Annotated in this window: 20 protein-coding genes; 9 read left to right on the forward strand and 11 right to left on the reverse strand. The window is 41.4% G+C overall.

All coding sequences use genetic code 11. The features are described from left to right. The first annotated feature begins 5 nt into the window (after positions 1-5). Together ACQY1X_RS09295 and ACQY1X_RS09300 are read left to right on the forward strand one after the other, a co-directional pair. A complete protein-coding gene (locus ACQY1X_RS09295) occupies positions 6-569 on the forward strand; it encodes a Uma2 family endonuclease (RefSeq protein ID WP_002740192.1) in 564 nt (187 codons plus the stop codon). A 238-nt stretch (positions 570-807) separates the two neighbouring features. Further along, positions 808-2,859 carry an FAD-dependent oxidoreductase gene (locus ACQY1X_RS09300; protein WP_430014447.1) on the forward strand — a complete coding sequence of 684 codons (2,052 nt, stop codon included), beginning with the start codon at positions 808-810 and terminating at the stop codon, positions 2,857-2,859. A 168-nt stretch (positions 2,860-3,027) separates the two neighbouring features. Here ACQY1X_RS09300 and ACQY1X_RS09305 read toward each other — a convergent pair whose 3' ends face one another. Further along, complete coding sequence (locus ACQY1X_RS09305) at positions 3,028-6,261, reverse strand: HypX (modular protein) (protein WP_430015620.1); 3,234 nt, start codon at positions 6,259-6,261, stop codon at positions 3,028-3,030. Positions 6,262-6,656: 395 nt separating this feature from the next. Here ACQY1X_RS09305 and ACQY1X_RS09310 point away from each other — a divergent pair, with 395 nt between their 5' ends. Both ACQY1X_RS09310 and ACQY1X_RS09315 read left to right on the forward strand, forming a co-directional pair. After that, positions 6,657-7,361 carry a hypothetical protein gene (locus ACQY1X_RS09310; RefSeq protein ID WP_104397229.1) on the forward strand — a complete coding sequence of 235 codons (705 nt, stop codon included), beginning with the start codon at positions 6,657-6,659 and terminating at the stop codon, positions 7,359-7,361. Between the two features lie 422 nt (positions 7,362-7,783). Beyond that, on the forward strand, positions 7,784-8,764 hold the full coding sequence (locus tag ACQY1X_RS09315) for a M4 family metallopeptidase (RefSeq protein ID WP_104397230.1): 981 nt from the start codon (positions 7,784-7,786) through the stop codon (positions 8,762-8,764). 3 nt (positions 8,765-8,767) lie between these two features. Here the strand turns inward: ACQY1X_RS09315 and ACQY1X_RS09320 are convergent, their stop codons facing one another. Both ACQY1X_RS09320 and dnaN read right to left on the reverse strand, forming a co-directional pair. Further along, positions 8,768-9,538 carry a hypothetical protein gene (locus tag ACQY1X_RS09320; RefSeq protein ID WP_104397231.1) on the reverse strand — a complete coding sequence of 257 codons (771 nt, stop codon included), beginning with the start codon at positions 9,536-9,538 and terminating at the stop codon, positions 8,768-8,770. 155 nt (positions 9,539-9,693) lie between these two features. After that, positions 9,694-10,842 carry a DNA polymerase III subunit beta gene (gene dnaN, locus ACQY1X_RS09325; protein ID WP_008200247.1) on the reverse strand — a complete coding sequence of 383 codons (1,149 nt, stop codon included), beginning with the start codon at positions 10,840-10,842 and terminating at the stop codon, positions 9,694-9,696. Positions 10,843-10,933: 91 nt separating this feature from the next. On the opposite strand from dnaN, the gene ACQY1X_RS09330 reads away from it, so the two are divergent. Together ACQY1X_RS09330 and hemL are read left to right on the forward strand one after the other, a co-directional pair. Beyond that, entirely contained in the window at positions 10,934-12,121 is a 1,188-nt protein-coding gene (locus tag ACQY1X_RS09330) for an RNA-guided endonuclease InsQ/TnpB family protein (protein ID WP_430015621.1), read from the forward strand. 465 nt (positions 12,122-12,586) lie between these two features. Further along, positions 12,587-13,888 (forward strand): glutamate-1-semialdehyde 2,1-aminomutase, encoded by a 1,302-nt coding sequence (hemL, locus tag ACQY1X_RS09335; protein ID WP_002748251.1) that lies wholly within the window; start codon positions 12,587-12,589, stop codon positions 13,886-13,888. Positions 13,889-14,064: 176 nt separating this feature from the next. Here the strand turns inward: hemL and ACQY1X_RS09340 are convergent, their stop codons facing one another. The 4 genes from ACQY1X_RS09340 to hpsP all read right to left on the reverse strand — a co-directional run bounded on the left by ACQY1X_RS09340 (position 14,065) and on the right by hpsP (position 18,100). Beyond that, the gene (locus tag ACQY1X_RS09340; protein ID WP_430014451.1) at positions 14,065-15,399 is read right to left on the reverse strand and encodes a flotillin family protein; all 1,335 of its coding nucleotides are present in this window, start codon (positions 15,397-15,399) and stop codon (positions 14,065-14,067) included. Between the two features lie 28 nt (positions 15,400-15,427). Continuing rightward, positions 15,428-15,769 carry a hypothetical protein gene (locus ACQY1X_RS09345; RefSeq protein ID WP_016517332.1) on the reverse strand — a complete coding sequence of 114 codons (342 nt, stop codon included), beginning with the start codon at positions 15,767-15,769 and terminating at the stop codon, positions 15,428-15,430. A gap of 49 nt (positions 15,770-15,818) precedes the next feature. Next, positions 15,819-16,385, reverse strand: coding sequence for a glyoxalase-like domain protein (locus ACQY1X_RS09350; RefSeq protein WP_430014452.1), 567 nt, complete (start codon positions 16,383-16,385; stop codon positions 15,819-15,821). 554 nt (positions 16,386-16,939) lie between these two features. After that, positions 16,940-18,100: a hormogonium polysaccharide biosynthesis glycosyltransferase HpsP gene (gene hpsP, locus ACQY1X_RS09355; protein WP_430015622.1), complete on the reverse strand. Its 1,161-nt coding sequence runs from the start codon at positions 18,098-18,100 to the stop codon at positions 16,940-16,942. Positions 18,101-18,179: 79 nt separating this feature from the next. Between hpsP and ACQY1X_RS09360 the strand changes: the two genes are divergently transcribed. Further along, positions 18,180-18,566: a hypothetical protein gene (locus ACQY1X_RS09360; protein ID WP_002739650.1), complete on the forward strand. Its 387-nt coding sequence runs from the start codon at positions 18,180-18,182 to the stop codon at positions 18,564-18,566. 81 nt (positions 18,567-18,647) lie between these two features. Here the strand turns inward: ACQY1X_RS09360 and ACQY1X_RS09365 are convergent, their stop codons facing one another. Next, on the reverse strand, positions 18,648-19,406 hold the full coding sequence (locus tag ACQY1X_RS09365) for a GAF domain-containing protein (RefSeq protein WP_190537136.1): 759 nt from the start codon (positions 19,404-19,406) through the stop codon (positions 18,648-18,650). Between the two features lie 238 nt (positions 19,407-19,644). Between ACQY1X_RS09365 and lnt the strand changes: the two genes are divergently transcribed. Both lnt and ACQY1X_RS09375 read left to right on the forward strand, forming a co-directional pair. Next, positions 19,645-21,171, forward strand: coding sequence for an apolipoprotein N-acyltransferase (gene lnt, locus ACQY1X_RS09370; protein ID WP_430015623.1), 1,527 nt, complete (start codon positions 19,645-19,647; stop codon positions 21,169-21,171). 60 nt (positions 21,172-21,231) lie between these two features. Continuing rightward, complete coding sequence (locus ACQY1X_RS09375) at positions 21,232-21,474, forward strand: hypothetical protein (protein WP_002740130.1); 243 nt, start codon at positions 21,232-21,234, stop codon at positions 21,472-21,474. 94 nt (positions 21,475-21,568) lie between these two features. On the opposite strand, the gene recQ is transcribed toward ACQY1X_RS09375, so the two are convergent. The 3 genes from recQ to ACQY1X_RS09390 form a co-directional block, all read right to left on the reverse strand. Continuing rightward, the gene (recQ, locus tag ACQY1X_RS09380; protein WP_430015624.1) at positions 21,569-23,674 is read right to left on the reverse strand and encodes a DNA helicase RecQ; all 2,106 of its coding nucleotides are present in this window, start codon (positions 23,672-23,674) and stop codon (positions 21,569-21,571) included. A 108-nt stretch (positions 23,675-23,782) separates the two neighbouring features. Next, positions 23,783-24,394: a DUF3318 domain-containing protein gene (locus ACQY1X_RS09385; protein ID WP_002748267.1), complete on the reverse strand. Its 612-nt coding sequence runs from the start codon at positions 24,392-24,394 to the stop codon at positions 23,783-23,785. A 411-nt stretch (positions 24,395-24,805) separates the two neighbouring features. Next, positions 24,806-25,576 (reverse strand): segregation/condensation protein A, encoded by a 771-nt coding sequence (locus ACQY1X_RS09390; RefSeq protein WP_002749984.1) that lies wholly within the window; start codon positions 25,574-25,576, stop codon positions 24,806-24,808. Positions 25,577-25,608 lie beyond the last annotated feature (32 nt).

The raw sequence follows: 25,608 nt of genomic DNA on the forward strand, positions 1-25,608 counted from the left end.
CGATTATGAAAACTGTAGTGTTAAATCTAGAGACAGTTAATCTGACCGATGAACAATTTTATCATCTCTGTCAGGCTAATCAAACATGGAATTTAGAACGTAATCAAAAAGGAGAATTATTAATTATGCCTCCCGTGGGTGGAAATAGTGGTAATCGAGAAGCTGATTTAATTGCTGATGTAACGATTTGGAATCGTCAAAGTAATTCTGGTAAAGTCTTTAGTTCTTCGACAATTTTTCGTTTACCAAAGGGAGGATATCGTTCTCCTGATGTTGCTTGGATAAAACGGGAAAGATGGGAAGCTTTGAGCGCAGAAGAGCGAGAAAAGTTCCCACCTTTATGTCCAGATTTTGTGATTGAATTACGTTCTCGTAGCGATTCCTTAACCTCTTTACGCGAAAAGATGCGCGAATATTTAGCCAGTGGTTTACGTTTGGGTTGGTTGATTAATCCTCAACAGCAGCAGGTGGAAATCTACCGACTAAATAGCGGTGTGGAAATTATTAATTTGCCTGCGATTTTATCCGGGGAAGATGTCTTACCTGGGTTTGTTTTGAATTTAACTTAGCAAGGATGACAGGGAATAACAAAGGGAATGACACCGAATCAGGATATCTTTGTCAAAACATTTCCAGAAAAGCGATCGATTGTCAGATTGAAGGTGTATAATCTCTTAAAGGCCAGCATCAAGCTACAAAGTTCTCAATATCGCCCAAAAAAAACATCAGGATTTCAGGAACAGATGCCCTAGCTACTTCTTCAAAGAAAGAGGAAACTCTCAGCCACAACATTGATATTTGTCAATAATGTCCCCTAAAATTTTCAATCATCACTTTACTCCTCTTAAATCCCTCTCTCTGGGATTATTTCTCCTACAAGCTTTCACTCCCCTCACCCTAGCAGCCCCCCCGCGAGAACCGGATCAAACCGTCGGCTGTGATATTCTGGTGGTGGGTGGTGGTTTAGCCGGTGCCGGTGCGGCCTACGAAGCCTTATTATTAGGAAAAACCGTCTGTTTAACCGAGATTACCGACTGGGTGGGGGGACAGATATCTTCTCAGGGAACCTCCGCATTAGATGAAAGACGGACACAAAGAGAAAAATTATTTTTCCCGAAAGGTTATCTAGAATTTAGGGAAAGAATTAGAAAGCATTACAGCAAACAAAACCCCGGGGAATGTTGGGTAAGTGGGTCTTGCTTTTTCCCTTTTGATGGACATAAATTATTATTTCAACAGTTAGAAGACGCTGCCAAAAAAGGCAAAGGAACCCTGAAATGGTTTCCCTCCACGGTAGTCAAAGAATTAAATATTGAAACTTTACCCAATCGCGGCACTGGTCAACAGATTACCAGTGTAATTGCCATTCAACATAGTCCCGCAAAAGGTACTCCTCCCCTAAATACCGAGTTTTTATCGCAAAAAATGGCGGATATCTATCGCTACGAAAATTCTCCCCGTTTTGATAAAAAAATCCTCCGTTTTGTCTCCAAATCCTCCCAACCGAATCAATTAGCAGATTGGTATGTGATTGAAGCGACCGAAACCGGAGAAATCATCGGATTATCAGATATTCCCTACCGTTTAGGGGTCGATAAGCGCAGTTATCTCGAACCTTCTTCCTCTAGCGTCACTGGCGACCCCTACTGTACCCAAGGCTTTACCTATACCTTCGCCATGGAGGAAACAGAAAAACCACAAACCCACGAGAAACCCGTTTATTATGAACGCTATGCCCCCTATTTTAGCTATGAATTGCCGCGATTAGCCGATTTTGACCTAGTTTTCACCTATCGTCGTATCTGGAGTCCGCAACTGGGTAAAGAGAAAACCTTTGGGGGAATTACTTTTACCGAACCCGTCCCGGGGGATATTTCCATGCAGAATTGGACCTGGGGAAATGATTACCGTCCGGGGACTGCGAAGGATAACTTTATCTACACCCGTGAACAGTTGCAAGAGTTAGGACAGTTATCTCCGGGGGGATGGATGGGAGGATTACGCACAGAAACCCTCGCCAGGGGCGAAGAACACGCCATTTCCTACTATTATTGGTTAGTAGAAGGAACCACCGATTCCCAGTTAGGGGACGGGGTAAAAGTTCCCCATTTGAATAACCGTTATCTCTCCGGTTTTGATTCTCCCATGGGAACTGCCCACGGTTTGTCAAAATATCCCTATATTCGGGAAGCAAGACGGATTATCGGTCGTCCTTCCCTGACTTTCCCCACTGGTTTTACCGTCACGGAAATCGATATTTCCCGACAAAATTTTCAAAGCGATTTCTATCGTCAAAATCTTTCTCCGGCAGAATATCGGCGCTTAATTGCCACCTTGGCAGGATTAGAGGGATTTTCCGTACTTGATGGCACATTATCCCCCGATCAGGCCGTTAAACGCAAGCGCTCTACCATTTACCCCGATTCCGTCGGTATCGGTCACTATGCGATTGATTTTCATCCCTGCATGACGGAACATCCCCCCGAAAAACCGGGTAATACAGAAAAAGCAGGAGAAAGACAGGGACAGGGCCAAGCTTACCCCTTCGAGATCCCTTTAAGGGCTATAATTCCCCAAAAAATCGATAATTTACTGATAGCGGGTAAAAGTATCGCTCTCAGTCATATTGCCGCGGCCGCCTATCGTGTCCATTCCTTCGAGTGGTCCTCTGGGGTAGCTGCTGGCATCACGGCAGTGTATGCTTTAGATAATAATGTACTGCCCTATCAATTAGTAGAAAGTGATTTTCTCATCGGGAATAAACAACTGCGAGAATTACGGCAAAAAATCGACGCTAGTGGTAATCCCACTGTGTTCCCCGATGCCTCAATTTTCCGGTCGATGGATAATTGGTATTAATTAGGGTCTGCTGAAAAAGTTTGTTGGTGGGGTTAGGGTGCAGGGTCTGGGGTTTTAAGCTAAGACGCATTTTCACCCCCCTATCCTTAGATTGGCTGAATCTCCCCCAATCCCTTTACTGTTGCAAGAGTGCCTCATCTCAACAAGTAATTTAAGTGGGTGGGCAGCTTACACTTTGTCGCCGCGAAGTATTTTGAATATATCAGTGACAATTCTGTTTCTAATTTCCTCTAAAGAACCTGATTTGCCAGAATTTTTCTGACTTTCCAAGTAACTTTTAACCCCTTTAAATTGTTGTTCTAGATGACCACTATAGCGATTTTGTCCCAAAGAATAATCAGGATTATTCGATCTTATAATAGTTTGAGCATCGTGTAAATCATTCAAAAGATAGGCGACCTCTGGCCAATAGCTACTATATTTTTCGTAGTTATACAAAAGGAGAATTACTCGACAGGTTGCTGCAAAAATTTTCCCTTTAGCGGTAAACTGAGTTAACCGGTGAGGATATAAGCCTCTAATTTGAAAATCTTCGGGCATTTTTTGATTTTTATTTGGCTTTTGCTCGGTAAATATTCGCTGAAGATATGTTTTTTCTCCTCTTTTTTCATCCACTGTTCCCTCAGATGCAATTGCCGCTCCTAAAGTAAACCTTTTCATCGCCATACGAATACTTTCTTCTAATCCTTCTTCCTGATTATCTTTACAAAGTTCCACCAGTCCCAACCCAAATAAAAGAAGACTAGCGTGAATACCAAATAAATAAACTTTATTATCTGAATTTGAGTCAAGGTAAGTTAATGCTGACATGGGTAGCTGTATAATTTTTTCTTGAGATTGACTAGATTTAAGTATTTCTTGATAAAACTCGTCTAAGTGGCTGCTGCCCTTTCCGATTTCAATAATTGGGGGAATGGTTTGCACATAAATATCATTGTATTTTTCATAAACTATATTTGATATAACAAACTCTGTCTGTTTACCACTATAATTTTTTATCTGTTGATAAGATTTTCTGCCTCGCTCTCCATAACAATCAAGAGCATTTTTAATTAAACGTTCGGCCCATTCTAGACAATTTTGGCGGCTAAATTTTCCCTTTAATAGCTTGGTGTCTCCGACATAAGCAGTGATTAAATAAGACCAAATTTGATACACTGTCCAGTAAGCATAGTAATTAGCATCACCGTCTCTAGCCGCATAAATACGAGCTTTTTCTAAGAGACGAAGAGGTTCAATTAATAAATGAGTTTTGGGATTGGGTAATTGAGCAATGTAAGGGAAAAAGATATAAATTTTAGCGCGGTGAGAATAGATACGAGATAGATAATAGAAAAAAGGATGAGCATTAGTTTGAGAGTATTCACCAATGATTGCGTATTCTTTCAAATATTTCTGCAAATATTCTTCAGCAGTGTTCAAATATTCTTCAGCTTTACGAATTGCAGAACCCCTTTCTTGATGGTCACGTTCCTCATCTTCAAGGTCTGTATAAAAATGATAATCAAATAGACAGATATGGTAGAGACTAACTAATAGTTTATCGTCTAGTCGTCCCTTTTCGATATGGGGTTTAATAACCTCAAGATATTTTTGGGCAATACGATAGAGACCCTCTTGAAGATATACTTGAATAATTGCCAAATGTGCTTCATAGGCCACCATACTCCAAGCTTGATTATTATTAACTTCCTTGAAATTTCTCTCATCCCAATTGCGATATTTATCCTTAAACAGCTTTTTTTCTAAATAATCTTGCATAGCCCTGAGAGAGAAAGGGTAGAATTTTATCCATTTTTCTGCTTTTTCTAGTATATATTTTTCCTCAATTCTCTGACAAAGTTGTTGTAGATATTGCTGAGAATCAATTGCCGTTTTTTCAATGGCTCTCAGTCGAGCGTGAAGGGCAGACTTAGCGGCAGATTCTAGAAGATCGAATCCATAAAATTCTCCTGTTGCTAATTCTTGATCGGCGACAATTTGATTATAATTAATTTCACCTTCTAGAGATTTTTCCACATCTTCCTGTTTGCATAACTTAACCAGAGAATAAGACCAAACAGCACTATTTCTTGTATTGCCAATCACTTTATCTTCACTGACTATTTTTTGGGTGACAGGTAGATAGCCTTGCTTTTTCAAAATATCTATCCCCTCAAACAAAAATCGATTAATTGCGGTGGTAATATGAGCGATAGGACTGCCCACACCTACCACTTCTTCACAAAATTCTAATCGACTGTTTGATTCTTCTTGCTTGAAAAATTGGCTGATTTCTTTTTCTTCTAAGGTTGGTTTTGGTTTCCAGTTCTCTGGGGGATAGACATAAAAATACACTCGCACCCTATAAGCTATCTGTTTTTCTAATCCTTGAGCATAATACTCATTTTCGTCTTCAGGATCATCGAGAAAATCGGTATTGATTAAACCTGTTTTGCCTCGGTATAATTTTAGGGGCAGGGGTTTGACTTTCTCAATTTCTAAATAGTCGATATAAACGGGAAATTTATCTCCTAATAAATTATTTTTGATAATTGAATTGCTCAGGCTTTCCAAAAAGAGATTGGATATGGAATCGCTAGTTAAATTATTCTGAACAAAATCTGGACATTGCCCGACAACAGTTTTAATTTGTCTGAGTCCAGCTTGAAATTCTGTCCGGCTCACTTCTCTTAAAATCTTATCAACCAAATCCTTGATAATTTCCTGCTCCGAGTCTGTTGATAAATGCTGATAATATTTTTTTAATCGGGGTTGAATATACTCTATAATCTGATTAACTAGCTTTAAAGATTCATCTAGATTTTGATTATCATTTGGGTCAAGAGATTTTAGGTAACTGTGTTGTTGTTTTTGGGAACTGTATAGATTAATGGCCTGTTTATAAAAGCTAACAACGTCTAGGGAATCCTGCTGTATTTCATCGGTAATGATCTCTTTTAACTGCTCAAGTAAACCAGCTTCGGGATGAACAAGTAATTTCAATTTATCCCTTTCATCCAGAGATAACTGTGCATATTTTTTGAGAACTCGTTCTTTTTCTTGTTGGGTAAACTTATTGATCATTTTTTGGGCTAAGCTATCCTTATTTTTGGCTGACTCTCCTTGCCAATAAGCCTCCAGTGAGCTAAGAATAGTAACTAATTTCCCCAAGCTTAAACTGGGTACCCGCTCCTCGCGTTCCTTTTCTTGGTAACGCTCTCCCATCACCGAACGCAGCACTCGCCGGACAAAAATGCGATTTTGTCCCCATTGTTTGGCTATTTTGTACTCATTCGGTTTGGGACTATCCTCACTAATGTCCAAATCGGTCAAATTGTTGAGGAGATGCAAATACACCGCAGCATCTCTTTGTCGGTCTTCATCGCTTTGTCTTTGATTTTCTGTGTCCAGATCGCTCATAGGTTTAGATGTTACTCTGATGATTTAGCCATAGATGCCCGTTTTGATCAATAGTTATGTTCATATAATACAGGCTAATCTGGGGGATGTGCATAAAAAATCTGCATTAATTTTTGTAAACCTTGTTAAAATTATCGGTAATTGGTTTGTTAGCCTTTGTAGTGCAACCCTGTAGATGATTGTAGGAAAGAGGTTGCTGATGACGGAAGAGACCGATAGGGTATCCATCACTGAACTGGTAAGGGCGGCTTTTTATATGTGCATTTTCTACGCTAATACATGAAGAGTATGTACATCTTGACCATTGTTCGGTTTTTTGAGAACATAGTTGGACGACGTGATATGTTTTATACCGTTTTTGTAACACTTTGTAACACCTTTGCAGTGATTGTAAAATGCCAAAACAGTTAGAAAAGAAAAAAACAACTGAATTAGAAGATATAGCCATTAAGTTGTCCGGCTCAGACTCGCCCGGTGGCGCAGGAGAGGAGCTTCGCAGCTTCACTGGCTCTCAGCCCAAAAGCCTTCAGCCCAAACCCGAGCCGAGGAACACTCAGCAAGTCCGATTGTCCACGGGTTTGCTGGTTGAATTTGAACTTGTAGATAAGTATCAATCGAAATTTACTCAAGCATCCAAATTCAAATATCGCCTCCGATACCAAGGTATCCCTTTATACGGCTCCTCGATCATTGTTGATTTAGACGAAGACAATAAATTTTTGTTTGCAAACTCGTCTGAAGTTGCTCAAGATGAAGCTGTAAAAAAAGGATTTCCTGACAAAAATCCGAAAGTTCCTGAAGAAGATTTAAAAGATTCGATCTACAAATATTGTCTTAAGAAGGGTGAGCCTATTTCCCCAGAAGCCCTAGAGCATTGTGATATTAATCCCCAGCTTTACTATTATTTCAAACACTTTTCTAATGGCTCCAGTCACAAGCTAGGTGAATGGAGACTTGTTTATGTTACGAACATTAAAGTTATGGCTCCAACCAGTGGCGGAAAATCTGTTGGAACATCACTGGAATTAACTGATTATATGATAGATGCCCACACAGGTGAGATAATCCTCGAACTCTCAAATTTGAGAACCTTCTGCTAAAAGGGTTCTGTCCATAACCTACTGCCAAACTGTCTATCGTTTGGAGATATTTACCAAAATATCCCTAACTATTGGGCTGGTTTTGGTAAACTTTTTTTGCATTATTCAAATATAACTCACTTTTTAACAGGAAATAAGTAGGTAGGTGTTAAAAACTTTCAGACACCACCCTTATCAAGGGGGGATTAAGGGGGGATCGACACCACCCTTATTAAGGGTAGATTAAGGGGGAATCGAACCCAAAATCCATCTTCAATTTAATTATAATCAGCTACTTACATGGGTATTTTATCCATTTTTTGTGGCTTTGCTTTGCCTAAATTCTGGAAATTTTACCATCTTGACACATTGGGCGACTTTCTAACAAGATTAATTACTTAACCACTGACTGAAACTTATGAATTTATCGGGGGCAAAAACTTATGGTCTGCACAGAATGCCATAGCGCACCATCTAATGGTAACTATTGTTTTCTATCGAGTTATCTTTTCTTTGTTCATCGCTGCGGGCTTTCACGAACTTATAATTTAAGATATAAAGATTATTCCTCTGATATCATTCTCACTTACCACTCATTAGTCGATGGTATTTGTCAAGATTTTTGCCAACAAGCTCGCGATAATGTTGAAACCGTTGCCAAGTTTATCAAGCGTAACTTCAAAAAACCACTAAAACTAGATAGATATGAAGCTATCATTAATGTTGGCAGAATAAATGGTTCCTATGAGCCTGCTGCATGGGGACGTAAAACTAGACGGGCTTTATTTGGACAAAGAGAAATTAATGGTAGAAACCTTTCCTATGGAACCGATATCACAGTAGTAGCGCATGAATTTTGTCATGGTTTAATTCAGCAAATTGAGGAAGGAGATAATGAGTTTACAGAAAAAAAAGCACTTGAAGAATCTTTTTGTGATATATTTGCGGTTTTAGTGCGTAACTATCATAGGGATGATGGTTGTTATCGGAATAATCCTCATAATTGGCTGTGGGATGTGGGAGAAAACTTTCAAGAAGGAACCGTATCCCAGAGACAATTAGATAAATTACTTTCTTTAACATCTAACGGTGCAGAGTCTTTCTATGAACAAATACAAATAGATAACTGGACTACGGGCAATAATAATTATCACGAACACGAACTTTCCTTGATTCATAGTCATGCTTTTTATCGATTGATGACAATTCATAACACTGTCATCGATGGACAGCCTCTTTTTAATGGCGAATTTGCTCTTAAGCTATTCCGTCAAGTTCTGAAATCTATTTCTGCGCTCAACAACTTCCTCGATAGTCGTAGAGTATTTGAAGAAGAAGCCCAACTATTACTAGCACCCTCTCCTCACATAGAGGTTCAATTAGATGCTATTTCTCAAGCATTTATTGATGTGGGAATTGAGTAAATATTAGCTAACTAAATTGACTATTAAGCAATCGCTTGGCACTTTTTTAATGTCAGTTTTAAAAAGCCATTTAACCAGGGGATTACCATTTTGTTCCAAGCGGGCAGTTAAATTTAACTTAGTCCTCACCAATTGCATATTATTAGGGACTTTGACAATCATGTGCATAAATTTACTTCCTTGAACTCCTTTTCCCTGTGCTTTTCGATATTCCCAATCAGCCTTATATTCCCCAACTCCTGTGGCTATAATTGTTGGTTGTAATTCGGTGTATTCTAGGGCAAAATCTGTGCCTCCTAAACTTGCCTGAGCTTCCTTAAACTTGATATTGGGGGACAGACTAACTTTACAGTTACGCTTGATTTCCTGATTGATTTCTAACGGATATAGATCAAAAGCAATAGCCCGGTTTTGTTGATTATCGGGCAGTAAATCAACAGAAAATTTAGCTTGAGTAATTTGAAATTTATCTTCTCCACTATTACGAAGAGAACAGGCAAAACGGACTAAAAAAAACTGTGCCTCATTCTGTTTTACCTCTAACCAAGAGGGAATTGCACCAGAATAAAGTTCAGCTAATGGCCAAACTTCTGGTTGTCCGATGCTAACAGTTGGTGCATAGCTGGGCCGTGAGGGAGGTGAGATAAATCTAAAATTTTCTTCCGCAAGAGGTGACATAAATCTAAAATTTTCTTCCGCAATTTGTTCGTTGTCCAATTCTAGTGGCCCTTGCCAAAGAATATGCTGAATTGTTTCAGGAGTAGATAATAACATATCAATTCAATCCGTGAAGTTGTTCAATGATCAACAGTATATCGCCAAAATAGAGAGAATAAACCCAATCCTTTGGCGAGAAAATAGGATTGAGTTAACAGGCTCAAAAATGGGATAGGTTAAAAACAGATCCCACGGTCTCGATTAAGTCAGAACTACTGACGAATTTGTACCGGCATCACCAAATAGGTCATCTTTAAACCTCCCAAGGGGGTAAAAATAACCGGTTGGGTACTAGCATTTAACTGCATTTGGATATCATTATTGGGTAAAGCCTTCAAACCGTCCATCAAATATTTAACATTAAAGGCAATATCGCCACTTTCTCCCTGAATTTCCGCCGCCATGGACTCTTTGGCACTACCTAAATCGGGAGATTCCACCGCTAGGGATAAACGGTCATTTTCGCTATCGAGGCTAAACTTGACTAAGTTATTCTTTTGGTCCGATAAAACCGCCACTAATTCCAAACAACGGATTAATTGTTTGCGGTCTAAAACCAAAGAACGCTCGAAGGATTTAGGAATTAACTGATTATAAGTGGGATAGGCCCCTTCTAACTTACGACTGGTTAACCTCTGTTCCCCCATTTCAAAGATGACTTGAGAATCATCCACATGCAGAGTAATAGTCTCGATATTTTGTTTTGTTGACATCATTCTTTCCAATTCTCGCAGGGCCCGGGCCGGAATGGTGACATTAAAGCCACCAGAGGCACTTTCCACCTCCTCTAGGGGAGTTTGTACCACCGCTAAACGATGACCGTCTGTAGCGGCAAATTCTAGACAATCGACGGTTTTAGTTAAATGTACCCCCGTCAACACCTGTTTAGTTTCATCGCCACTAGCGGCAAACAAAGCGCCTTTTAGTCCCTCTGTCAAGGCAACTATAGGTAAATTAACAATTTCTCCATCGGCCACCGTGGGCAATTCTGGGAACTCATCGGCTTTCATGCCGCGAATTTGGAACTGTGCCGAGGCAGTTTTCAGGAAAGCGAGACTATGCTCCTCATCATTCTCGTTTTCTTCCACAGAGATGGTGATTTCCCCCTCTCCCAAACGAGAGACAATATCGTTAAGTAATTTTGCCGGCAGGGTAATTTTGCCCCCTTCCACCACCTCGGCCCGAAAACTGGTGCGAATCCCTAAACTCAAATCAAAAGCAGTCAGGCTAATTTCGCCCTTTTCCTCATCGGCACAAAAGAGAACATTTCCCAACACCGGATGGGTAGGACGACTGGCAACGGCCCGACTAACTAGGGATAAATTGCTGTTGAGTTCGCTTTGACTACTGGTAAATTTCATCGAAAATTTTGGGTCTGAAACCCCGTCGTTCTACGACGGCTTTACTGTTAAATATTAGCACATTTACGAAATATATGCTAAAATGTGAGGTATGGAAAAAGCCTACTCGTTTCGATTTTACCCCACACCAACACAAGAGTCGCTATTGCGGCGCACATTGGGCTGTGTAAGATTAGTTTACAACAAAGCTCTCCACGAACGAACACAAGCATGGTATGAAAGACAAGAAAGAGTAGGCTACGCTCAAACTTCTTCAATGCTAACCGATTGGAAAAAGCAAGAAGAATTAGAGTTTTTAAACGAAGTTAGCTGTGTACCTTTACAACAAGGGTTAAGACATTTACAAACAGCTTTTACTAATTTCTTTGCTGGTCGTACTAAGTATCCTAACTTTAAGAAAAAACATCAGGGAGGAAGTGCCGAATTTACCAAGTCTGCTTTTAAATTTAAAGACAGACAAATCTATTTAGCCAAATGCACAGAACCTTTACCTATTCGATGGTCAAGACAAATACCAGAAAGCTGTGAACCAAGCACAGTAACAGTCAGATTACATCCTTCTGGACATTGGCATATCTCAATTAGATTTGATGACCCAACAATTAAGCCATTACCAGTAACAGATAAAGCCATCGGAATTGACTTAGGAATTAGTAGCCTCGTGATTACCAGCGATGGCGATAAAGTGTCTAATCCCAAGCATTTTAAAAAGCATTATCGGAGACTGCGAAAAGCACAAAAAAATCTTTCTAGAAAACAGAAAGGGTCAAAAAATCGGGAAAAAGCAAGAATCAAAGTAGCCAGAATTCACGCCCAAATTACTGATAGCAGAAAAGACCATTTACATAAGCTAACCACTCAATTAGTTCGTGAAAACCAAACGATTGTGGTTGAGAATTTAGCCGTCAAGAATATGGTCAAAAACCCCAAGTTATCTCAGGCAATATCTGACGTTAGTTGGGGAGAAATCACTCGACAATTAGCCTATAAATGCCGTTGGTACGGCAGAAATTACATCGAAATAGATAGATGGTTTCCTAGCTCTAAAAGGTGTAGTAATTGCGGGCATATTGCTGAGAAAATGCCGTTAAATATTCGAGAATGGGACTGTCCAGACTGTGGGACGCACCATGACCGAGATATTAACGCTAGTAAAAATATTTTGGCCGCAGGGCTTGCGGTGTCAGTCTGTAGAGCGACCATAAGACCAGAACAGAGTAAATCTGTTAAGGCAGGTGCGGAACCCCGCAAGGGAAAGAAGCAGAAACCTAAATCGTGAGGTTTGGGAATCGCCGTCCGTTTTACGGCGGCGAGGATGTCAAAGCAGGAATAGTTTTTTTGTACGCTAAGAAATAATAGCAAGAATTCCCCTGTGGAAAATCTGTGGAAAACCGGAGCTTTTTTTGATCGCTCTTTCCGGTCTAAAATCTATCAATAGCAATAACTTCGCCCATTGCTAGGTTTTTCTGGCAATTCTGAAAAGATTGTGGAAAAATTGTCAAAGTGGAAGGAACCACTCCAGACACAGAGGACACAAAGATTGATCGATCATATAGTAAGTTAAACTTATCACACAGAACCCAGAAGAGCCGAGACTTGAGCCGACCAGCGCCTTTCTTAGGGAAAAAATTGCGTAAAATGTAGGCTGGTGATCTTTAAAATGGAACAAGCAGCAGGAAATTAACAAAACAAAACTCCGGGCATTCCCCGGAATCGATAGACTCAAATAGACAAGGAGACAGGATTGGTTAGCACATCTTCGTATCAAACAACAAAATCGAAAGAAATCTTTACAGCCGCTCAAAAATTAATGCCGGGGGGTGTAAGTTCCCCCGTGCGGGCCTTTAAATCCGTCGGTGGTCAACCCATCGTTTTTGAAAGCGTCAAAGGGGCCTATATTCGCGACGTGGACGGTAACGAATACATCGACTATGTGGGAACTTGGGGGCCGGCTATCTGTGGTCATGCCCATCCCGAAGTGATTGCCGCCCTACACCAGGCCCTAGACAAAGGGACCAGTTTCGGCGCTCCCTGTGTCCAGGAAAATATTCTCGCTGAAATGGTGATTGATGCCGTTCCCAGCATTGAAATGGTGCGTTTTGTCAATTCCGGCACCGAAGCCTGTATGTCCGTCCTGCGCTTAATGCGGGCTTTTACCGGCCGGGATAAAATCATCAAATTCGAGGGCTGTTACCACGGTCACGCCGATATGTTCCTGGTTAAAGCTGGCTCTGGTGTAGCCACCCTGGGTTTACCCGACTCGCCGGGGGTTCCCAAAACCACCACTAACAACACTTTAACCGCCCCCTACAATGACCTGGAAGCGGTAAAAGCCCTCTTTGTCGAAAATCCCGACTCTATCGCCGGGGTAATTTTAGAGCCAGTGGTGGGTAATGCCGGCTTTATCGTGCCGGATGCTGGCTTTTTAGAGGGATTGCGGGAATTAACCAAGGAATACGGAGCCTTATTAATGTTTGATGAGGTAATGACCGGATTTCGCATCGCCTACGGTGGCGCTCAGGAAAAATTCGGCATTACCCCCGATTTAACCACCCTGGGCAAAGTTATCGGCGGTGGGCTGCCAGTGGGGGCCTACGGCGGTCGGGCCGATATTATGGCGATGGTGGCTCCGGCTGGCCCGATGTACCAAGCGGGAACCTTATCCGGCAACCCTTTGGCCATGACAGCAGGAATTAAAACCCTCGAGTTACTCCAGCGCCCCGGCACCTACCAATATCTCGATAAAGTGACCAAATCCTTAACTGAAGGGCTGCTGAAAGTGGCTAGAGATGCTGGTCATAGCGTTTCTGGAGGTTATATTAGCGCTATGTTCGGAATGTTTTTCACCGGCTCCCCCGTGCATAACTATGAAGATGCCAAAAAGGCCGATGTGGCTAAATTCGGTCGTTTTCACCGGGGAATGTTAGAAAGAGGCGTTTATCTAGCTCCTTCCCAGTTTGAAGCTGGTTTTACTTCCTTAGCTCACACAGAGGCCGATATCGAACGGACTTTGGCCGCCGCTAAAGAGGTTTTAGCAAGTTTATAATCAATGCTGCTTCGACTGGGAAAATCGATTGATAGAGTCCCAAGTATTGATGAGTTGACATTTCCCCGCTTGCAAAAGACGGGGATTCTTATCGGTGAGATCGAGGGCGGTTTTAACCCTACTCGATCTCGGTAACAATCTATTTTAGAAGGCCTGTCTAGTAGGTTTTCTGACTGCTATTTTTCAATTTTATTGGTGAGAGTTCCCACCACATCAATACCGAGGGTTTGATGGACACTGGCGAGGAATTGATTGACGATTTCGGGATAGACTTTGATCAGGGCAGCCAGGGATTTACCATCACCATTATCAACGATATTAACTCGCTCGAGGTGTAATCGTTTAGGAATTTTAATCGCTTCTTCCAGGATAGTTTCTAACTGTTGAATCAAGAAAATTGCCTCTGCTTCGCTGCCGGTGTTTTGCCAGACTTCTGCAAATAATTCGTTAACTAAGGCTTCAGCTTTGGCATTTTCTTCAAAAATTGCCGCTTCTCCTCTAGCGCGGAAAGTTTCAGCTTCCTGCTGCGCTTCTGCGGGTAAAACTTGATCTGCTTGGAGACGTAATCTTTCCAATTCTGCCCTGACCTGTTGTAATTTTTCCTCAACTATAGCACGTTTTTCCTTAGCGGCAGCAATAGTTATTTCTTCTTCCGATTTTGCCTGTTGTTCCAGTTTTGCTTTTAACTTTCTCAACTCGTTTTCTTGCTCTAAAATGATAATTTGATCGCGGGTTTTAGCCACGGTTGCCTGTTCCTCACATTCCGCAACTATTTGTTCAGCTTCATTGAGGGCATTTGATTCAGCAATTTCAGCATCACGCATGACTAAAGCAATTCTTTCCCGTCCGAGGGAGTTAAGATAATCCACGTCATCGGCAACATTTTGAATTTTGAGAGTATCAATTTCTAAACCGAGTTTAAACAGATCTTGACTGACGTTACTGGTAATACTTTCGGCAAATTTTAGGCGATCTTCGTTCACTTGTTCGGGGGTCATTGTTGCGACTACACCCCGCAAGTTTCCTTCTAAAGTTTCCTTAGCTACGCGAATAATTTCTTCTCGATCTCGATCTAAAAAACGTTCGATCGCATTGCCGACTATTTCAGGTTTAGAACTAACTTTCACGTTAGCAATGGCCACTATATTCAGGGGAATATTGCCCTTAGAATAGGCATTTTTAATCTCAATTCTGATCGGGGTTGTGGTGACATCCATGCGTTTAACGGTTTCTAAAATTGGAATACGAATCGCCCGCCCCCCCGATACCACTCGATACCCCACATCCTGTCTATCTTTTGATTTGCGTTTCATCCCACTCAGAATTACCACTTCATTGGGTTTACAAATACACAAAAAAGAATTGATAAACCAAATCGCACCGACTCCCAGAAATATCAATAAAGCGACGGGAACACTATTCAATAATAAATTGCCAGCACTGTTGTTATTATTGTTGTCGTATTGGTTGGGATTAATTTGGATGAGATAGGAATTATTTTGACTATTCATAGTTAGTTACCCTTTGGTTTAGAAGAAATTAGAAATCGCCCCTGATATACTTTTCCGCAATGACTAAAACTTTATTATCCTGGAAATTGAGGATAAATGCTTGATCCCCGACATTAAATTGTTCTTCCCCTTCCGTTATCGCTACTATATCGATCAGACTATCTCCGACATTAACTCGTACTTTCCCCTTGCTATTTTTATCGAAGGGGATTTGAACAACTCCAATTAAACCGATGAGAGAGTGATGATCGACAATACTATTTACCTGTTGGTTGCAGCGTCTTAACTTGACTAAAATTAGGAGTAGAATAGCCAAACCAATACCTACCCCTAAAGAAATTAAAACGATTGTGAGCAGTTGAGCATTCATAAGTTTAGTTATTTACCGTTATAGTTGCCCCCAATCTAATTACCGTTAACTAATTCGAGACTTCGGCCATTTCAATCACGCGATCAGCATTATCTTTGACCAAAAAATTTAAAGGTTTATTGCGACGAACTTTATACTTTAAGCGTCGTGATTCCACCCGCATCAGAATTTGTTCTAAACAATCATGATCAAAGCAAACGTGACGATGACGATCCTTATAACCCGCAGTTGCCCCAGCAACGATGTGCAGTTGGGTATTTTTCTTCAACTGATACCATAAACCCTGGGGTTGATCTCCCAAAGAAGGGTTGGCAGTAGTCACAACCGGATTACTAGACATATAAAATGGGTCAATCATATTATTGCCCATCGTCTGCTCATAATTGTAATAGTAATGGAGGGGAACATCGGCCGTGGGTAAATTTAAAAGTCCTTCATAAAACTGTCGGGCTGTCTCCAAATCTGTCACCATGATTGTATGAACTTTTGGGGCGCTAGTTAGAAACATCCACATGGCTAAGGCATAAGCGGCCAGAAGCATAACCATAATCCCCTGGGTGGACAGGAGAGTATCAAGGGGTAGAAAAGCGCCGAAGAAAAGATGATTTATCAACACTGATGTGATCCTATTGTCTAAGAATTTCTATCATTCCCTAATTATAATCACGACGCTGAAACTTAAGTTAAGTAGCTGGTTATAATTAAATTGAAGATAGATTTTGGGTTCGATCCCCCCTTAATCCCCCCTTGATAAGGGGGGTGCCGATCCCCCCTTAATCCCCCCTTGATAAGGGGGGTGTCTGATAGTTTTTAACACCTAACTACTTAGCTACTTAACGGGGTGGGGAGTGACTAAGTTTTGTACATTTGTATTAAAATGTTCCCTACCCAGTTTGAATGCGGTACAATTTGCCTCAAATTTTCCCTATGGGATGAATAAATGATGAGATGATGACATTGGCTACGGAAATATGAGGAATTAGCGGAGATGAAAGCGTATATTGGAAATAGAGCCGTCCCTAGAAAGTGAGCTACTGTTATGAATTCTTTTGCGCTTCCCGTCTTTCTGCAATCAGGTTTAACCCTACTGGCATTTTTAGTGCTGATTATCCTGATGGCTTAAATCTTAATCCGTCTGTGACTTCGATCGAGCAGGGGACGATCAATAGCTCAGACTAGATTTTGATAGACAGTTAGCATCTGTTCAGCGATCGCTGACCAACTATATTGATTTAAGACTAAATCCCTGGCATTTTTCCCCCTTTGTTGGCGAATTTCAGGATTAGTGATAGCCGTTGCCAAAGTATTAGTTAAATCCTCAAGCTGACAAGCTGTCACCCATCCCGCAGCCGCTGCTGCCACCGCAGGATGCAGATCCACCCGGTCTGAGATCACCACAGGAATTCCGGCGGCCATAGCTTCGGCAACCGCAATGCCAAAATTTTCATAGTAGGAAGGTAAAACAAATAAATCGGCCCTAGCGAGGAGGCTATTTTTGACTTCTCCGGTGACAAATCCGGTAATTGTCGTATTTTTGCCCAATATTGACCGCTCGATCTGATTTTTAATGCGATTTTCGTAGTCTCGGTCCTGGGGATTGCTTCCTGCTAAGACAAAATGAAAATCTAGACCATTTTCTAACAACCTTTCTAAACTGGGCAGCAATAAATCTAGACCTTTTTTCGGATCAAGACGGGACATATAGAGGATGATCGGTTGATTTTCGGGAAGATCAAAACCCTTTACTGGTAAAGCTTGTGGGTTAAAAAAATCTACCCCTAGGGGGATGACAATATCCTTAGTTTTTATATTAAATCTTTTGGCAGTTTGACACTCCTGCTGACTGGTAAAATGAATTGCCGCCGCCGCCGCTAAATTGGGTTTTTCCAGAAAATTGGCATATATTTGTTTAAGTTGCCGTTTTTTTTGCAAATCTGCCGGATCGAGGGTGCCTAGGGGACGGAGAATATAGGGCAGTTGATGATAACGAGCGATCAAAGCCGATATACTGCTCACTGGAGAGAATAAAGCATGAATGTGAGCGATATCGTAATCTTTTGCCCTATTAGCCAACCAAGTAAACAGATCAAGGGAAAATTTATAGCGCCGAAAGGGAGAACAGGGAAAATAATAGATTTGATAGCCATTTTGACTAACAGGGACCCCCAAAGGCACATCTAGGGGTGCTTGTCCCGTGTCACCATTGGAATCGGTGGTAATAATAGTCACATCTTGGCCCAGTTGGGCCAGGGCTGCTGACAAACCAAGTACCATTTGACTAGGGCCACCGTAAACAAGGGAAATCGAAGGAACAAGCTGAAGAATTTTCATCTCTTTGGTGCAAAGGTCAAGACTTGTTAAAATCGATCAAGCCGTTCGCTCAAATTTACCACTTCTGTGGCTCTCATTTATGGTAATCGACTTTCTGCCCTTCACTATCAATATTTCTCCGGCCTTTATTGCTGGTAGCTGTCTCTGGTCTTTAGCATTATATTTGGGGTTAGCTGGGGTACGAAATTGGTTTATAGAAATTTTCTATCGCTGGTTTAATTTTGCCGAGCGTTTCCTCTATACTTCCCTAGAGGAGTTTGAAAAAACTCGCGTCGCCAGGGAATCCCAAAATGCTTTTTATGCCTCTATCTTTAGTATTATTCCCTTTCTCATTCTCGGCGGTTTCTCCGATTGGTTAATTGAGATTAGTTTAGGAAAAAGTTGGCCGATTAGTGTCGGTATTCTCGCCTGTGTTGCCTCTGGTGTCTATGAATTAGGACGGCAGGACGGCAGCGGTAATCAGTAAATTAAGCTGTTAACCATCTCAATTATTACTTAGGACTGCACGGGAGTGGCAAGTGAGTCGATTTTAACCCTTGACTAGCGCTCAATCTTTTCCTTCCAGACGATTTTTATGTTTATTAAGAGTCTTTTGTAGTAAATTCAAAACCTCATTGGCAATCTCAATAACTTCATGGGTTCCAAAACCGGCCTGAGTTAATTCTTTAAAAAAAGCCTTAGCAACAATTTTGGCTAATTTCGGGGGATAAGGATGGACAGCGATCGAATGTTCGGACTGAATTTCTGCTATTTCTCTAGTCACTGCCATGGCCACAAAACGAGATTTTAATATCCCTTGCAAATGAAAAATTTGCAGGGATTGGGCAGCCTGTTGAGCGAATAACTGCAAGATTTCTAAATCTAATGGTTCAAAATGTTTTTTGTCTAGGGGAAAACTGAGATTAATTACTCCAATTATCTGCTGATTGAGGATAATCGGTGCGGCTATAAAACTATTATTATTTGCTCTTTTGGGATAAGGGGCTGCACTGGCAAATGATGATCGAGTTATATCCTTAATTAGTAAAGGTTTCCCTGTGGCCGCTACATTGTCGGCAATAGCTTGATCAAGTTTAATTATTTCTTGATCAGCTAAAGGTGATAGCTCATCATAATGGGCAAAAACTTCTAGATAATCGGTAATTTCCCCTTTTAATTCCTGTGGAGAGCTTAACAGGATTAAACAGCGCCGCGCTCGCAATTGATGAGCGCTCATACTAGCTATTTTCCGAAAAATATCTTCAAGATTTTCCTCAACATTCAAGACAAGAGCCAGAGCCGTTAATTTGGGGTTAAAATTATCCATGTATTCAATCATTTATTCAGTCCGAGTTTAGGCTTTTAGGGTAAGGGTGACATTCCCCATCTCCCTGTTTATCTGAGTCTATAGCGTGCCATAGCATCTGATCGAGGGGCTTTTTTACTCGCTAACTGATCTATTGTAGATGTAGCCAAAACTTCTGTCTGTCTCTTGTTTTTTGTCTTCCCTCTAGCTACTCTGAGATCTAGTAGGTCAGAGGAGTTTAACCTGACTGGAGTGAAAGATGGTGCGTTTTCTCTGGGCAATTTTGGCCGGTGTGGGGATGGGGTTAACAGTAGCGCCAGTTTCTTGGTGGTTACTCGCTTGGATTTCTCTCGTCCCCCTGTGGATTATTGTGAGATTAGGGGAAAAATCCCTAAAAAAACAGCTTTTATACGGTTTTGGTTGGGGTTTTGCCTACCATGGCCTCGCTTTATTCTGGATCACGGGAATTCACCCGATGACGTGGATGGGTGTCCCCTGGTTAGCGAGTTTGTTAATTGCTCTGTTTTGTTGGTTGTTTATCACTTTTTGGGGAACGGCGATCGTGCTAACTTGGACGTTAGTCATGTTTTATGTCAACAAAAGTGTTAATCAGTCATCTTTTCGCGATGCTCTCCTACGGGTTTTCATCGGCACTGCCCTCTGGTGTGGGTTAGAATCTCTCTGGAGTCAATCCCCTCTCTGGTGGACTACCCTTGCTTATAGTCAAAGTCCCCATAATTTATTGATTCTGCAATTGGGCAAATTATCGGGTTTTACGACGGTAACGGCGGCAATTGTCGCAGTTAACGGTTTAATAGCCGAAAGCTTGCTCCTAATCCGTCAATCGCGGCAAAATCTCGCTTTTCTCTCTTTACCCCTCCTCATTTGTTTTAGCCTCCATCTCTGGGGATGGAACACATACCATAAACCGATCGAAAAGTCAAGGGATTTAGGGATAAAAATTGGCGTAATTCAGGGCAATATTCCCAACACAATTAAACTTTCGCCCCTAGGATTTCAAAAGGCGATCGAAGGTTACACCTCTGGTTATCAAATTCTCGCCGATCAAGGAGTAGATGCCGTCTTAACTCCTGAAACGGCCTTACCCTATTATTGGGAGAACTTAGTCAATAATAGCTCGATTTATTCGGCAATTTTAGCCAAAAAAACGCCGATCTGGTTGGGTGCATTCGGCAAGGTGGACAAGGGTTATAACAATAGTCTCTTGACCATTGATGGCGAGGGACAGGTGATTAGTCGGTATGATAAAGTAATTCTCGTGCCTTTAGGCGAATACGTTCCTTTTCAGGAAATTTTGGGCGGAATTGTTGATCGCCTTTCTCCCTTGCAAGCGCACTTAATCCCGGGAGATCCCGATCAAATTATTAACAGTCCTTTCGGTAAAATAATTGTGGGCATTTGTTACGAATCAGCTTTTTCCGAACATTTTCGCCGTCAAGCTGCTAGGGGAGGCGAATTTATTATTACTGCTTCTAATAACGCCCATTATAGCCACGCCATGCCCGCTCAACACCATGCTCAGGATACCATGCGAGCGATCGAAACCGATCGATGGATGGCCCGGGCCACCAATACAGGTTATTCTGCTTTTGTCGATCCCCACGGTAATCACCTTTGGCTATCGGATTTGGATAAATATCAAATTCATAGCGAAACAATTTATCGACGGGATACGAGGACTTTATATGTGCGCTGGGGAGATTGGTTAACTAAAGTTTTAATTATTACTGCCGGACTAGCTTGGCTCTGGAGAGCTTGGGATTAAGGTGAAAGTGCTATACTTTTTCGTGAATAAACTGTATAAATAACCTAAGTTTTTGCTGCAATGAAAGAGCAATTTGTCAAGTGGTTGAATAGAATCTTAATATTTGATGTGTTTTTAGTGATAGCGGGTTTTCTCTGGTTTGCCGTGGCTGTTATCGGTGAATCCACGGGAATTCCTCTAGGATTTAAACTTTTTCAGCGTCTTTGGCTGCCCTTATTCAATCCTGCTATTAGTATTTTAATTGCGGGGGCGATTTTAAGCTGGGCAATTAATAAAATACAAGAACGCTTGTCCCCTAAATAGGGTTTGCTTAATTCAGTTATCAGTTATCAGTTATCAGTTATCAGTTCACTGTTTACTGAAAAAACTCCCCTACTTCCCCGCTCTCCTATAGTTTTTAAAGTCGTCTTTGCCAAGCAACAACTAATTTAATTTCCTCATAACTATAATTATCTCCCAGATTTTCTTTGAGAGTTTTCAGGGATTGATCGCCAACTTTTTTAATCGCTAAACGAATATATTCCTGTTTATTCTTAGGAACTAACTGATTAATATCAATTTCGTAACCAGCTTCCAGCAATTTAGCTAAATGTTCATAGATGGTTGAGACTTTTAAGCTTCTTTTGCGAGCGATTTCTTCCGCATTCAAACCATCTTGATAGTATTGGAGAGTGAGGAATTGAGTAGAGGGAAGACTATCCTGACAAAAATCATTAATTGCCGCTATAAATATATCCCCATACTGTTGAACTTTGCTTTGTACTACTCCAGAAATTTGACGAAACTGCTCTAAACTCCGGGGTTTTGATTGGGCCATCAAACGCAGACTAGAATCATGGAAAATAACGTAGGGAGGAACCCCTTGACTATCAGCAATTTTTTTCCGCAGTTGTCGCAAGCGATCGAATAATAAATCACTTTCCATCGTATTGGGATTGTCGTCTCCCAAGATTGGACCGTTAGCTTTTTGGGGGACGGCAATAAACACGGAACGCTGTTTCCGCATCACTTCCCAACTATGTTGATTAAGTTTCAAGATTCTAAAATTGTCTTCTGTTTCTACCAGTAGATTTTGCTGGACAAGGGAACGACTTAAACGTTTCCACTCCCCGAGAGTTTTATCCTTACCGATGCCATAAGTGGATAATAAATGATGTTGATATTGGGTGATTCTTTCACCTTTTCCTCCCCTAAGTACGTTGATTATGTGCATCATACCGAATTTTTGTCCCGTCCGCGCCACACAGGATAAAAATTTTTGTGCTTCGATTGTCCAATCCTCAGAATTGTTCCCATTCCGACAGTTATCACAGTTACCACAGTTACCCGCAAAACTTTCTCCAAAGTAGCCTAGTACGCTTGATCTTCTACATTCAGTCCCTTCAGCATAATCTAACACCTGTCGCAATTGTTGACGAGCTTTCTGTTGTTCATTTTGCTCAGTTTTTTGGTTAATAAAATACTCAATTTTTCTGGCATCGGCAAAGCTAAAAAAGAGGGTACATTTAGCCGGTTCGCCGTCCCTACCCGCACGGCCCGATTCTTGATAATATCCCTCTAAATTGCGGGGTAAATCATAATGAACGACAAAGCGCACATCCGGTTTATTAATCCCCATACCGAAGGCAATTGTCGCCACCATAATCTGCACATCATCCCGAATAAAACGGGTTTGATTTTCGCTTCTTTCCTGATCGTTCATACCGGCGTGATAGGGTAGGGCATTAATACCATCTTTTTGTAACTGTTCGGCAACTTGATCGACGGTTTTGCGGCTGATACAATAAACAATGCCAGACCCTTTTTTTCCTTTAATATATTGATACAATTGCTGATAAGATTTACTGGTTTTAGGTTGAACTTCATAATAAAGATTAGGACGATTAAAACTAGCAATATGAATGGAAGCATCTCGCAATCCTAATTGTTGAATAATATCTTCCCTCACCTGTTGGGTAGCGGTGGCAGTTAAAGCCAGAATTGGCACGGAGGGAAAGCGTTGACGGACTTGTTTAATTTGTCGATATTCAGGGCGAAAATCATGACCCCAATCGGAGACACAGTGAGCTTCATCCACCGCTAAACAGGCTAAACCGAGGTAATTATCAATAACAGCTAAAAACTCTAAAAAACTAGGCGATAATAATCTTTCTGGGGCGACATATAACAGTTTAATTTTTCCTTGCAAGATTAAAGATTCTCTGTCTCTAACTTGTTTCGCGTTCAAAGTGCTATTGAGAAATGTTGCCCCGATGCCATTATCAGCTAAAGCAGTTACCTGATCCTGCATTAAAGCAATTAGGGGAGAAACCACCACCGTCACCCCTTTTTTAATTAAAGCAGGTAGCTGAAAACAGAGAGATTTACCGCCTCCGGTGGGCATAATTACTAATAAATCCTGATCATTTAAAGCAGCCTCAATTATTTGGCGTTGATTCGGTCGAAATTGATCGTAGCCAAAGTGATATTTTAAGACTTTTTCTAAAGAGTCAATTGCAGCCATTGAGCAAGGAGAAAAATATTTTTATAGTAGTTATTTTAGGGTTAGGGATTTAAGTAGTCAGTGATCGGTAATCGGTAAAAAGAAAGCCAGTAGCCAAAACAACTAACCTTAAGATTGTCTCACCTGATCGGGAACACCCACAAAGGAGAGATTAGCTAATTTTTTCAGATTTTGACAGCGCAATAACTCATTAAAATTGAGACTCGATCGCCCCTCAATTTCAGCTATAGTCTCAATAGCCGATAATAAACTTTTAGCGGCCTCGGTTTCCGTGTAACCGCGTCTAACGGCCACTTTTAGGGCTGCCTCATCCGCGTCTAATTCCCGTTGGGGGCTGCGTTTTTCCCGCCAAATCCGGTTAATTGCCAAGGCAGTTAAACCCCCCGCCACTGCCATCCCGACGGCATCGGTTTGTAGGGTTTCCACGGTTAAACCGATCATACCAGCCAGAGCAATTACTCGATCGAGATCGGGTTTAAACCATTTTACTGCCGTTAAAACACAGACAGCCCTTAACAAGACTAAATCCCGTTGGGATCTTGATAATTGCCGCCAGAGGTCAAAATTAATTGGAATCGGTCTGACCCCTCTTTGCCAGGGTAGGGGAAAATTAGTTTCGATTACCTTGCTGCTTTCGGGTTTGCTGACAATGCGCGTCATCATCCGTCCCGAAGCAGGCATGAGGTCTAGTAAATGACTAATCTCGTTGTCTTGGTTCATCGATCGCCGGTCAATAGTCTTCGATCATTGAGTATAATCGCTTTCTGAGTTAATATCTCTTTTCCGACAATTTTCTCAACGAAACCGCGTGAGTCCCTACCGTTCGGCTTTGAGGGATTCGATGCCCCGAAAATCGCCAATAAATTCCTGCATCTTCCTCAAAATCCTCATGTTTTGATTATTATTGAGGGGATGAAACCAGTCCTGACCGGATCTTGCCAACTCCAGGTAAAACCCGAACCGGTGGCCGCTATCGAGGCGACACTGAAGGCGTTTGCGGAAGCTTGGGAGTAGGTTAACGGGACGGTGAAGCCGAACCTGATGAACGAACTGGCGATACAGTCGCTACTTTCTACGTTCTGAAAATTAGTTAATTGACCAGATGAAAATAATCGGTAAAACCCCATACCTTCAGCAAACCCTAATTAAAGCAATAGTTAAATCCTGATAAAAATCCTCTTGTTTTAACTCCACTTTTGATTGAGAAGCCAGTAAAAGTAAAGCCCAAAAAATCGCCACCTTTTCCTGTGTTGCCGAGTGACTAGAAGGCTTTTCCGCTTGCCATAAATCTAATAAATACTCAAACTCTATCTCATTTTTCTCTAATTGAAAAAACTTTCTCTGCAAAAAAAAGTCCAGTTCCGCTGCCAATTCCGTCAGGTTTTCTTGGTGGGCCAATTCCGTGATAATTTGTACCGCTTCCCGTCGGGATTGGGGCCGGGGTTTCGGGACAACTACAGGCAGTTTCGGTAAAGCTTCAATCTCTAGGGCAATCTGTTGTAATTGAGTGATTAACTCCTGCAAAGTTACCCGTCTTTTTCGCGGTGGTGGGGCGGCAGTACGACGGCGAATATGATTTTCTAGATAACGGGGTAAAGTTCTTAATTCCCGTTCTAACTCGCTAATTTCCTCATCAATCAGACTTTCTTCTTGCTGGTCTAAAGACAATCTTTCTAGGGTATCAGCCTTAAATAAAACTAACATAGAAGCCCATAAAAAAGCCTGTCCCGATTGGGGTAAATTAGCCTGGGCCATGGCTAAATCTAGATCATTTAATAACCCCAATTCCGCCAAAAAGCGATCGATCACATCAATAACCTGCACATCCCAGGGGTCAATTTCTCCCTGTTCCGCCATTTCTAAAAGAGAGGCGATCGCATCACTGGCCGAGGTGATAGTCATGATTGTAGAATCTTGTAGGATCTCAAAGGATA

Origin of the sequence: Microcystis protocystis FBCC-A270, from assembly GCF_050500235.1 — a bacterium.
GTDB classification, from domain to species: domain Bacteria; phylum Cyanobacteriota; class Cyanobacteriia; order Cyanobacteriales; family Microcystaceae; genus Microcystis; species Microcystis ichthyoblabe_A.

What these genes read in the sequence shown, in the direction of transcription:
- ACQY1X_RS09340 (WP_430014451.1), bottom strand. Translation starts at nt 15,399, where the DNA reads ATGAATAGTCAAAATAATTCCTATCTCATCCAAATTAATCCCAACCAA.
- ACQY1X_RS09295 (WP_002740192.1), top strand. Translation starts at nt 6, where the DNA reads ATGAAAACTGTAGTGTTAAATCTAGAGACAGTTAATCTGACCGATGAA.
- lnt (WP_430015623.1), top strand. Translation starts at nt 19,645, where the DNA reads ATGGTGCGTTTTCTCTGGGCAATTTTGGCCGGTGTGGGGATGGGGTTA.
- ACQY1X_RS09360 (WP_002739650.1), top strand. Translation starts at nt 18,180, where the DNA reads ATGGTAATCGACTTTCTGCCCTTCACTATCAATATTTCTCCGGCCTTT.
- ACQY1X_RS09345 (WP_016517332.1), bottom strand. Translation starts at nt 15,769, where the DNA reads ATGAATGCTCAACTGCTCACAATCGTTTTAATTTCTTTAGGGGTAGGT.
- ACQY1X_RS09315 (WP_104397230.1), top strand. Translation starts at nt 7,784, where the DNA reads ATGGTCTGCACAGAATGCCATAGCGCACCATCTAATGGTAACTATTGT.
- ACQY1X_RS09385 (WP_002748267.1), bottom strand. Translation starts at nt 24,394, where the DNA reads ATGAACCAAGACAACGAGATTAGTCATTTACTAGACCTCATGCCTGCT.
- recQ (WP_430015624.1), bottom strand. Translation starts at nt 23,674, where the DNA reads ATGGCTGCAATTGACTCTTTAGAAAAAGTCTTAAAATATCACTTTGGC.
- ACQY1X_RS09375 (WP_002740130.1), top strand. Translation starts at nt 21,232, where the DNA reads ATGAAAGAGCAATTTGTCAAGTGGTTGAATAGAATCTTAATATTTGAT.
- ACQY1X_RS09365 (WP_190537136.1), bottom strand. Translation starts at nt 19,406, where the DNA reads ATGGATAATTTTAACCCCAAATTAACGGCTCTGGCTCTTGTCTTGAAT.
- dnaN (WP_008200247.1), bottom strand. Translation starts at nt 10,842, where the DNA reads ATGAAATTTACCAGTAGTCAAAGCGAACTCAACAGCAATTTATCCCTA.
- ACQY1X_RS09305 (WP_430015620.1), bottom strand. Translation starts at nt 6,261, where the DNA reads ATGAGCGATCTGGACACAGAAAATCAAAGACAAAGCGATGAAGACCGA.
- ACQY1X_RS09320 (WP_104397231.1), bottom strand. Translation starts at nt 9,538, where the DNA reads ATGTTATTATCTACTCCTGAAACAATTCAGCATATTCTTTGGCAAGGG.
- ACQY1X_RS09310 (WP_104397229.1), top strand. Translation starts at nt 6,657, where the DNA reads ATGCCAAAACAGTTAGAAAAGAAAAAAACAACTGAATTAGAAGATATA.
- ACQY1X_RS09330 (WP_430015621.1), top strand. Translation starts at nt 10,934, where the DNA reads ATGGAAAAAGCCTACTCGTTTCGATTTTACCCCACACCAACACAAGAG.
- hpsP (WP_430015622.1), bottom strand. Translation starts at nt 18,100, where the DNA reads ATGAAAATTCTTCAGCTTGTTCCTTCGATTTCCCTTGTTTACGGTGGC.
- ACQY1X_RS09390 (WP_002749984.1), bottom strand. Translation starts at nt 25,576, where the DNA reads ATGACTATCACCTCGGCCAGTGATGCGATCGCCTCTCTTTTAGAAATG.
- ACQY1X_RS09300 (WP_430014447.1), top strand. Translation starts at nt 808, where the DNA reads ATGTCCCCTAAAATTTTCAATCATCACTTTACTCCTCTTAAATCCCTC.